General features: G+C 63.3%; 9 protein-coding genes. All 9 read left to right on the forward strand.

Annotated elements, in window-relative coordinates:
- Nucleotides 1–186 precede the first annotated feature (186 nt).
- The 9 genes from M9799_RS06310 to M9799_RS06350 all read left to right on the forward strand — a co-directional run bounded on the left by M9799_RS06310 (nt 187) and on the right by M9799_RS06350 (nt 10344).
- Nucleotides 187–1812, forward strand: a complete 1626-nt coding sequence (locus M9799_RS06310; protein ID WP_231043291.1) for a peptide chain release factor 3 — start codon at nt 187–189, stop codon at nt 1810–1812.
- Between the two features lie 99 nt (nt 1813–1911).
- Nucleotides 1912–2721, forward strand: coding sequence for an HAD-IIB family hydrolase (locus M9799_RS06315; protein WP_231043290.1), 810 nt, complete (start codon nt 1912–1914; stop codon nt 2719–2721).
- Between the two features lie 175 nt (nt 2722–2896).
- Nucleotides 2897–3883, forward strand: coding sequence for a TRAP transporter substrate-binding protein (locus M9799_RS06320; RefSeq protein WP_231043289.1), 987 nt, complete (start codon nt 2897–2899; stop codon nt 3881–3883).
- Between the two features lie 126 nt (nt 3884–4009).
- Entirely contained in the window at nt 4010–4525 is a 516-nt protein-coding gene (locus M9799_RS06325; protein WP_231043288.1) for a TRAP transporter small permease, read from the forward strand.
- A 14-nt stretch (nt 4526–4539) separates the two neighbouring features.
- Nucleotides 4540–5826 (forward strand): TRAP transporter large permease, encoded by a 1287-nt coding sequence (locus M9799_RS06330; protein ID WP_231043287.1) that lies wholly within the window; start codon nt 4540–4542, stop codon nt 5824–5826.
- Between the two features lie 445 nt (nt 5827–6271).
- Nucleotides 6272–6820, forward strand: a complete 549-nt coding sequence (locus M9799_RS06335) for a hypothetical protein (protein ID WP_231043286.1) — start codon at nt 6272–6274, stop codon at nt 6818–6820.
- Nucleotides 6821–6863: 43 nt separating this feature from the next.
- Nucleotides 6864–8138, forward strand: coding sequence for a hypothetical protein (locus tag M9799_RS06340; RefSeq protein WP_231043285.1), 1275 nt, complete (start codon nt 6864–6866; stop codon nt 8136–8138).
- Nucleotides 8139–8474: 336 nt separating this feature from the next.
- Entirely contained in the window at nt 8475–9026 is a 552-nt protein-coding gene (locus M9799_RS06345) for a hypothetical protein (RefSeq protein ID WP_231043284.1), read from the forward strand.
- Nucleotides 9019–10344 carry a hypothetical protein gene (locus tag M9799_RS06350; protein ID WP_231043283.1) on the forward strand — a complete coding sequence of 442 codons (1326 nt, stop codon included), beginning with the start codon at nt 9019–9021 and terminating at the stop codon, nt 10342–10344. The genes M9799_RS06345 and M9799_RS06350 overlap by 8 nt, the downstream gene beginning before the upstream one ends.
- The last annotated feature ends 31 nt before the right edge of the window (nt 10345–10375 follow it).

Here is a 10375-nt window from a genome sequence, read left to right on the forward strand (position 1 = left end):
TGCGGTGCAACACAAGAGCGCGGGCGCAGGTTGATTATTCCTGCCGCACCCATTGCAGCGCCGCGCCGCTAAAATCACCGGTTTCCCGGGCCCGTCGGCCGGCGCTGCACAGCGCCCGGCACGCGCGCGCCCGTCCGCCTTCCTGCCGCGCGCCTCACCGCAAGCGGCCACGCACCCGTACAAACAGTGTCCTACGCTTCAGAAACCCGGCGGCGCCGCACGTTCGCCATCATTTCCCACCCGGACGCGGGCAAGACCACGCTGACCGAAAAGCTGCTGCTGTTCTCGGGCGCGATCCAGATCGCCGGCGCCGTCAAGGGCCGCAAGGCCAGCCGCCACGCGACCTCGGACTGGATGGAAATCGAGAAGCAGCGCGGCATCTCGGTGGCCTCGTCGGTCATGCAGATGTCCTACCGCGACCATGTGGTCAACCTGCTCGACACGCCGGGCCACAAGGACTTCTCCGAGGACACCTACCGCGTGCTCACCGCCGTGGACTCGGCGCTGATGGTGATCGACGCGGCGAACGGCGTCGAGGCCCAGACGCGCCGCCTGATCGAGGTCTGCCGCCAGCGCGACACGCCGATCATCACCTTCGTCAACAAGATGGACCGCGAGGTGCGCGATCCGCTCGACATCATGGACGAGGTCGAGCGCGAGCTGGGCATGCCCTGCTGCCCGATGACCTGGCCCGTGGGCCAGGGCAAGAGCTTCGGCGGCATCATCAACCTGCGCACCCGCACCATGACGGTGTTCGAGTCGGGCAGCGAGCGCCGCCCGCAGGACTTCGAGACCATCCCGTTGTCCGACGCCGACAAGCTGCGCGCGCGTTTCGGCGACACCTTCGACACCGCTATGGAAAGCATGGAGCTGGCGGTGGGCGCCTCGCCCGAATGGGACCACGAGGCCTTCCTGGCGGGCAAGCTCACGCCGGTGTTCTTCGGCTCGGGCGTGAACAACTTCGGCGTGATGGAAGTGCTCGACGCGCTGGTCGACATGTCGCCGCCGCCGGGCCCGCGCACCAGCACGCTGGTGGTGAACAAGCAGCCGGTGGTGAAGACCATCGAGCCCGAGGACAAAGGTTTCTCCGGCGTGGTCTTCAAGGTCCAGGCGAACATGGACGCCAACCACCGCGACCGCATTGCCTTCGTGCGCGTGGCCTCGGGCCGCTACACCCCGGGCATGAAGCTGCGCGTGCAGCGCACCGGCAAGGACATGCGCCCGACCTCGGTCGTGACCTTCATGAGCCAGCGCCGAGAAGCCGTCGAGGAGGCCTACGCCGGCGACATCATCGGCTTCACCATCCACGGCGGCGTGCAGCTGGGCGACACCATCACCGATGGCGCGGCGCTGCAGTTCACCGGCCTGCCCTTCTTTGCCCCGGAAATGTTCATGACCGTGGTGCTGAAGAACCCGCTGCGCACCAAGCAGCTGCAGCAGGGCCTGGCCCAGCTCGGCGAGGAAGGCGCGATCCAGGTGTTCAAGCCCGATGCCGGCGGCAACATGCTGCTGGGCGCCATCGGCCAGCTGCAGTTCGAGGTCGTGCAGCACCGCCTGAAGGCCGAGTACGACGCCGACATCCGCCTTGAAGGCTGCCAGTACACGGGCGCGCGCTGGATCACGGCCGACAGCCCGGCCGAGCTGCGCGAGTTCGAGAATGCCTATGTGCTGCGCATGGCGCACGACGCGGCGGGCACCCTGGCCTTCCTGTGCACTTCGCCCTATGACGTGCGCCTGGCGCAGGAGCGCTTCCCGAAGATCCACTTCCACCCGCTGCGCGAGCACGCGGGGCTGTCGCTGAGCAATAGCTGACCGGCTTGCGTTCGGGCCGGAGTCCTGAGCCCTGAACCTGTCGAAGGGCTTCGACAGGCCCAGCCCGAACGGTGTCCCCACCATCGAACCAAATTGACAATGTCCCTGGAAAACTTGCTGCCCCTCGGGCAGTGGCCCCGTCCTGCCGCGGGCCAGCTGCTCGGTGTGCTCACCGACATCGACGACACCCTGACCACCGACGGCCACGTGCCCGAGCATGTGGTCGCCTCCATTGCCGCGCTGCGCGACGCCGGCCTCAAGGTCGTGCCGATCACCGGCCGGCCCGTGGGCTGGAGCGAGCCCTTTGCGAGCGTTTGGCCCGTCGACGCGATCGTCGCCGAGAACGGCGCCGTGGCGCTGCGCCGCAATGCGGCCGGCGGCCTCGACAAGCTCTACCAGCAGGATGCGGCCACGCGCGCCGCCAACTATGCGCGCATGCAGCAGGTGCTCGAGCAGATCGAGGCCAGCGTGCCCGGCGCGCGGCGCGCCACCGACTCGGCCGGCCGCGAATGCGACATTGCCGTGGACCACAGCGAGTTCACGCAGATGCCCCAGGCACAGATCGACCAGTGCGTGGCGATCATGCGTGCGGCCGGCATGAATGCCACCGTGAGCTCGATCCACATCAACGGCTGGTTCGGCGCGCACAACAAGTGGCAGGGCGCGCAATGGATCGTGCGCACGCTGTTCGACCGCGACCTGGCGGCCGAGCTCGACCGCTGGGTCTACATCGGCGACTCGACCAACGACCAGCTGATGTTCGAGCGCTTCGGCCACAGCTTCGGCGTGGCCAATATCGCGCGCTTCGTGCCGCAGCTCACGCACCTGCCGCGCTATGTCACGCCCAGCGAGCGCGGCGACGGCTTTGTCGAGCTGTCGCGCGCGATCCTGGGCGAAACGGTGGTCTGAAGGCGGCCGCGCGCGCATTCGGCGATGACGCACATCGCCAATCGCGCGCGCCGCCAGGGCGAATGTCGGCAATGTCCGACAACGCCCATGCAATGGGCTCTTCCTCCAGGGCAACAGCACCTAAAATGCGCCAGCGTTTTCCCCTCTCATACCTCACCCAAAAGAGACAATTGCCATGCGCCTGATTCGCCGCTCCTTCGTTGCCACCTGCGTTGCCGCTGCTGCCGCTGCCGCCGCAATGCCTGCCCTGTCCCAGTCCAAGGAAGTGAAGATCGGCTACGCGCTGGCAATCAACTCGCATTACGGCGCGGCTGCCCAGGCCTGGGCCGACTCCGTGGAAAAGAGCACCAGCGGCGCCTTCAAGTTCAAGCAGTTCCCCGCCTCCGCGCTGGGCGGCGAGCGCGAGCTGATCGAGGGCCTGCAGCTGGGCACCGTCGAGGCGGTGATCGTCTCCACGGGTGCGCTGAGCAACTTCGTGCCCGACGTCGGCGTGGTCGACATCCCCTTCCTGTTCCGCGACACCGCCCATGCGCGCGCGGTGCTGGACGGCGCCTTCGGCCAGGAGCTGCTGGGCAAGTTCCACAAGCGCGGCCTGATCGCGCTGGCCTGGGGCGAGCAGGGCTTTCGCCACCTCACCAACAACAAGCACGCGGTGCAGAACGTGGCCGACCTCAAGGGCCTGAAGATCCGCGTGACGGAAAACCCGGTGCACATCACCGCCTTCCGCACGCTGGGCGCCTCGCCCACGCCCATGTCCTGGCCCGAAGTGATCGGCGCGCTGCAGCAGGGCACCATCGACGGCCAGGAAAATCCGATTTCCGTGCTGTCCTCAGCCAAGCTGTGGCAGGTGCAAAAGCACCTGACGCTGAGTGCGCATGTCTACGCCCCGGTGGCGCTGATCGTCTCGCCTGGCTTCTGGTCCAGCCTGAACGCCACGCAGAAGGCCGCCTTCACCGAAGGTGCCAAGAGCGGCGCGCTGGCCTCGCGCGCGTTTGTCGACGCGGTCGAGAAGAAGGGCGTCGAGGAAGCCAAGTCGCATGGCATGCAAGTGGTCGAGAAGGTCGATCAGGCTGCCTTCCGCAAGGCGCTCGAGCCCGCGTACAAGCAATACGCCACCAAGTTCGGCCAGAAGACGCTCGACACCATTTCCGCTACCAAGTGATTTGCCGCGCGGCCTTTAGGCCGCGCACCGCATGCGCCGGGCCGGCCCCGGCGCGCGCCGTGACTCCTTTTCAGAAAGCGACTGTGCCCGCGCCCTCCCCGGCGCCCTGCCGCAGCCGACATGCCTATGCTTGAACGAATCGAACGCGCTCTGGTCGCCTGCAACCGCTGGCTGCTCATCGTGCTGCTGCTGGCCATGGCCTGCATCGTCTTTGCCAACGTGGTGCTGCGCTACACCACCGGCGACTCCATCGTCTGGGCCGAGGAAGTCGCGCGCCACATGATGATCTGGGTCACCTTCCTGGGCGCCGGCCTGGTGCTGCGCTTCGGCGGCCATGTCGCGATCGACAACCTGCACCGCGCCGTGAGCACGCGCACCGCGCGCTTCCTGCGCGCCGTCGTCGTGCTGGGCATTGCCGGCTTCTGCGTCTTCATGACCTATTTCTCGGTGCTCTACGCCTGGGCCACGCGCTTCCAGACCACGGCCGCCACCGACATCCCGATCTCCTATATCTATCTGGCGATGCCCGTGGGCTTCGTGCTGATGCTGGTGCACCTCATGTTCGTGGCGCGCAACTACATCACGGCTGGCAGCTACGCCCAGTCCGAAGAGATGAATGCGGACGCCGCAGCGTCCATCTGAGCCAAAGGTCCACCATGGGTATCACCCTCTTCATCGCCATCGTCGTCCTGCTCGTGCTGGGCTTTCCGGTGGCCTTCGCGCTCGCCATCTCGGCGGCGCTCGCCGTGCTCGTCGGCGGCCGCTACCCGCAGCTGGTGGTGTTCAAGGAAATGTTCACCGGCATCGACAGCTTCCCGCTGATGGCGGTGCCCTTCTTCATCCTGTCGGCCGAGCTGATGTCGGGCGGCGCGCTCACCCATGTGCTGCTGCGCTTCGCGGCGCAGTTCGTCGGCCACCTGCGCGGCGGCCTGGGCTATGCCAACGTGCTGTCGCTGACGCTGTTCTCGGGCATCTCCGGCTCGGCGCTGGCCGACGCCGCGGGTCCGGGCTCGATGATGGTCAAGATGATGGACAAGGCCGGCTACGCGCGCCCCTATGCCGCGGCGCTCACCGCCAGCACCGCCATCGTCGGGCCGATCATTCCGCCCTCGGTGAGCATGATCATCTATGCGATGCAGGACGAGAACGTCTCGGTCGGCGGCCTGTTCATGGCCGGCTTCATTCCCGGCATCCTGATCGCGCTGGCCATGGCCGGCGTCAACTGGTGGGTCTGCAGGAAGCGCAACTACCTCACGAGCGCACCCCGCCCGACGGCGCGCGAGATGTGGGTCACGAGCTTCAAGGCCATTCCGGCGCTGATGCTGATCGTGCTGATCGTCGTCGGCATCCGCTTCGGCATCTTCACCCCGACCGAGGCCTCGGTGGTCGCGGTGTTCTATGCGCTGGTCTGCGGCAAGTGGATCTACCGCACGCTCGAGTGGAAGGCTATTCCCGGCATCACCGCGCGCTCGGCCATGCTCACCGCCTCGGTGCTGCTGGTCATGGCGACCTCGGCGGCCTTTGCCTGGGTGCTCACGGTGGAAGGCATTCCGCAGTATCTGTCGGAGCTGATCGTGAGCTGGGAGCTGTCGCCCACCATGTTCCTGATCGCGGTCAACATCCTGCTGCTGGTGTTCGGCATCTTCATGGAACCGCTGCCCGGCGTCATGATCCTGGTGCCGATCCTGGCACCCATCGCCTTCAGCCTGGGCATCGATCCGACCCACTTCGCGATGGTGGTGATCGTCAACCTGACGCTGGGCATGATCACGCCGCCGGTCGGCGGCCTGCTGTTCGTGACCGCGGTGGCAACCCGCGTGTCGATCACCGACCTGACGCGCGAGATGCCGCTGTTCCTGATTGCGCATCTGGTGGTCCTGATCCTGCTGACCTTCATTCCCGAGCTGTCGACCTGGCTGCCGCATTCGCTGGGATTCCAGTAGACCGCTCGCCTCTCATGTCATACAAGGCCCCGCATGTCGGGGCCTTTTTTATTGCGCGCGGCATTGCCGCATCTTCAGTTTCCAGCATGCGCCACTGAAGCTACTTCCATCTCTGCCATATGGATTTGGAGACTTTGAATATCAGTTTCACAATGCCATCAGGGCACAGCAATGCGGCCCAGGCCTGACCGGCGGGGAGAGCTCCATCGAGTTGTCCTGCAAAGTCATCGCCCCTTCCAGCGCATGAAGGGGCGCATCAGCGGTTGCTTCCTGCAGCCGGAACAACAAGCGCATGCTCCGCGCGCCTCGGAGAGCCAGGAACCTGGCAGGCGCCCTGCTCCCACTACGGGGCGAAGTTGCATCCATCTTTGCGCCTTGCCACTGCCCCACCCTTGCATATGCACAGATGCATTGCGTTGGCACTTCTTCACGCAGGGAGATGAACATGACACAACTTTGGAAAATTGGAGTGCCGGCCCTGTTGCTGACAGCCATGGTTGCAGGCTGTGGCGGTAGCAGCAGCGACGGACCTGGAGGCGGCACTGCCGGGGGCATCCCGACATCGTTCTCTTTCAAGGAGGCTTTTGAAAAGCTCGAGGCTTCGGGGCAATTGCCGGTTCTTGACCGCAGCGACAGCATTACCGGCATCGACGCCAACGCCAATGGCGTGCGCGATGACATGGATCGATACATCGATAGCAAACCGGATACTCAGCCGCAGAAAAACAGCCTCAAGTCTCTTCACCGCGCATTCAACAGAGCGATGACCGTCGACACTAAGGATCGCAACGCGCTCCGTGACGTGGCCAATAGCATCAACCTTTCCGTGATCTGTATTCATCAGACCTACCCTTCGGAAAAGGCATCACCCGCGGGGCGCGAAATAGAGAAGCTGACCGTAAACACCCGGGGACGCTATGACGCGTATATGAAATTCAACTCTGCCATGAATGGCACGGTAATGAGCGACGTAAAGGGGGTGAAATGTGACTAACCCCACTTGCGCGCAGCTGCGCGCCACTTGTCTGACTGCTGTCTTGCTGCTGACCGGGGCGCTGCCAGTCTATGCTGCCGAAAGCAATCTCTGCAATACCCGCGGCTACACGGTAGGCTTCTTCAACGGTGTCTGGAACACCCCGTACATGGCATACGATGCACGCGTGTTTTTGAAGAATTTGCTAGGCATCGAGTACACCGGCGAGTCCGTTGAATACGAAAACTTCTACAACACCACCGGCGAAGAAAATGGCGCCACCATGGCTCAGGACATTGCCGAGACATTCATTCAACGTGCCGATGAGATCGACTCCAGCGGAGAACTGGCGCGGCGCTTTGAATATCTTTGGGACGCAGCCAGCGACCCGCGCAGGCCCTTGTGGGCACGGCTGGTCGATGTGCTGAAGGTGCCCATTGCAATGGCGGAAACCATCTACACCGCCATTTCCACCAAGCTGGTTGCAGGCTTCGCCAGGATGCTGAGCAATCCGCCCACGGAGATGGACTATGCCGAGCACCGCCTGCTCGTCGACAAGCTGACCACCGAAGGCCAGAAGATATTGCTGGTCGCGCATTCGCAGGGCAATCTGTTCATGAACCCAGCCTACGATTACGCCAAGACCAAATTGACGACCGACAGCGTCGCGACCGTGCATATCGCACCGGCATCGATGACCGTGCGCGGCCCGCACCTGCTGGCCGATATCGACCTGGTGATCAATGGCTTGCGCGCCTTTGGCTGGAGCGCCGTGCCGGGAATCAATCTGGCGCTGCCGTCCTCGGGCATTGACAAGAGCGGCCATACCTTGGATGGAACCTATCTGGATGACAGTCGCCCGGGCCGCATGCATGTGCGGCAGATGGCCGATCAGGGCCTAGCCTCGCTGGTGACGCCGCCGGCCTCGGGCAACCGCGGTTTCTTCACCACCATGCTGACCTGGGATGGCGTTGGCGATGTCGATCTGCACACCACCGAACCTGAAGGGACATATGTCAACTACGCGAACAGGACCGGACAGGTCGGCGCGCTGGACGTCGACAACACTGTCGCCAACGGTCCCGAGCATTACTACGCCTCGTGCAACCTGGACCAACTGAAGGAGGGCACATACCGCTTCGGCATCAATAACTACCGCAATGCCACCGGCAGAAAGGCCACCATGCAGGTCACGCTTGCACAGGGCGGCCAACCCGTAACCCGGGTGGTGGACGTTGGCCCGGAACGTGGGCCTATGGGCAACAGCAGCCCTATCGAGGTGATGGCCGTGAATGTCACCAAGGACGCCAATGGCAAGTTCGTTGCCACTGCGCAGTAAGCCAAGCGCGGCAGAGACTTGGGAATATTGAATGCCAGTTTCACGATGACATCGGCGCACAGCAGTGCGGCCCAGACCTGACCGGCGAGGAGAACTCCAGCAAGTTGTCCTGCAAAGTCATCGCCTCTTCCAGCGCATGAAGGGGCGCATCAACGGTTGCGTCTAGCAACTGAATAACAAGCGCACACTCCGCGCGCCTCGGAGATCCAGACAACTGGCAGGCGCAGAGCTCCCAGCTACGGGGCGAGGACGCATCCATTTTTGCGCATGCAACTTCCCCACCCTTGCATATGTACATATGTATTGCCTGGCACTTTTTCACGCAAGGAGATGGACATGACACAACTTTGGAAACATGGAGTGCCGATCCTGCTGTTGACGGCCATGGTCGTGGGCTGTGGCGGCAACAGCAGCGACGGCCCTGGAGGCGGCACTGCCGGGGGTATGCCGACGCCGTACTCATTCAGAGAGGCTTTTGCCAAGCTCGAGGCTTCGGGGCAATTGCCGGTGCTTGACCGCAGCGACAGCATTGCTGGCCCGGATGTCAACGCCAATGGGGTGCGCGATGACATCGAGCGTCATATCGACAGCAAACCTGATAGTCAGGCGCAGAAAAACAGCCTCAAGGCCCTCAGCCGCGCGTTGACCCAGGCTATGACCGTCGACACCAAGGACAAGAACGCGCTGCGCGATGTGACCAACAGCATCAACATTTCGACAGGCTGTATCTGGAAGACCTATCGCACGGGTGCAGTCGCCTCCCCCTTGGGAGACGAGATCGAAAAGCTGACCGTGAATACCCGGCGCCGCTACGACGCCTACATGAAATACAACTCCGCGATGAATGGCGCGGTGATCAGTGCACCAAAGGGGTTGAACTGTGATTAAACGCATCTGCGCACCGATGTGCGTCACTTACCTGTCGGCTGCTCTGCTTCTGGCCGTGACATTGCCTGTCCAGGCGGCCGAAAGCAGCCTCTGTGAAGCCCGTGGCTATACCGTGGGCTTCTTCAACGGTGTCTGGAACACAACGCGCCAGGCAATCAATAGGCGAAATTTTCTGGAGGAAATGCTGGGGAGCGAATACGACGGCGAACCTATCGAATACGAAAACTTCTACAACACCACCGGCGAAGAAAATGGCGCCACCATGGCCCAGGATATCGCCGAGGTGTTCATTCAGCGCGCCGACGAGATCGACTCCAGCGGCGAACTGGCGCGGCGCTTTGAATACCTGTGGGACGCAGCAAGCGATCCGCGCCGGCCCTTGTGGGCACGGCTGGTCGATGTGCTGAAGGTGCCCATTGCAATGGCGGAAACCATCTACACCGCCATTTCCACCAAGCTGGTTGCAGGCTTCGCCAGGATGCTGAGCAATCCGCCCACGGAGATGGACTATGCCGAGCACCGCCTGCTCGTCGACAAGCTGACCACCGAAGGCCAGAAGATATTGCTGGTCGCGCATTCGCAGGGCAATCTGTTCATGAACCCAGCCTACGATTACGCCAAGACCAAATTGACGACCGACAGCGTCGCGACCGTGCATATCGCACCGGCATCGATGACCGTGCGCGGCCCGCACCTGCTGGCCGATATCGACCTGGTGATCAATGGCTTGCGCGCCTTTGGCTGGAGCGCCGTGCCGGGAATCAATCTGGCGCTGCCGTCCTCGGGCATTGACAAGAGCGGCCATACCTTGGATGGAACCTATCTGGATGACAGTCGCCCGGGCCGCATGCATGTGCGGCAGATGGCCGATCAGGGCCTGGCCTCGCTGGTGACGCCGCCGGCCTCGGGCAACCGCGGTTTCTTCACCACCATGCTGACCTGGGATGGCGTTGGCGATGTCGATCTGCACACCACCGAACCTGAAGGGACATATGTCAACTACGCGAACAGGACCGGAGAGGTCGGCGCATTGGACGTCGACAACACTGTCGCCAACGGTCCCGAGCATTACTACGCCTCGTGCAACCCAGCCCAACTGAAGGAGGGCATATACCGCTTCGGCATCAATAACTACCGCAATGCCACCGGCAGAAAGGCCACCATGCAGGTCACGCTTGCACAGGGCGGCCAACCCGTGACCCGGGTGGTGGACGTTGGCCCGGAACGTGGGCCCATGGGCAACAGCAGCCCTATCGAGGTGATGGCCGTGAATCTCGTCAAGGATGCCAACGGCAAGTTGGTGACCACGGTGCAGTGAAGCGGTTCCTGCTGCAGCTGCAAGTAAAAAA

The sequence above is a fragment of the Comamonas endophytica genome (assembly GCF_023634805.2).
GTDB classification, from domain to species: domain Bacteria; phylum Pseudomonadota; class Gammaproteobacteria; order Burkholderiales; family Burkholderiaceae_C; genus Comamonas; species Comamonas endophytica.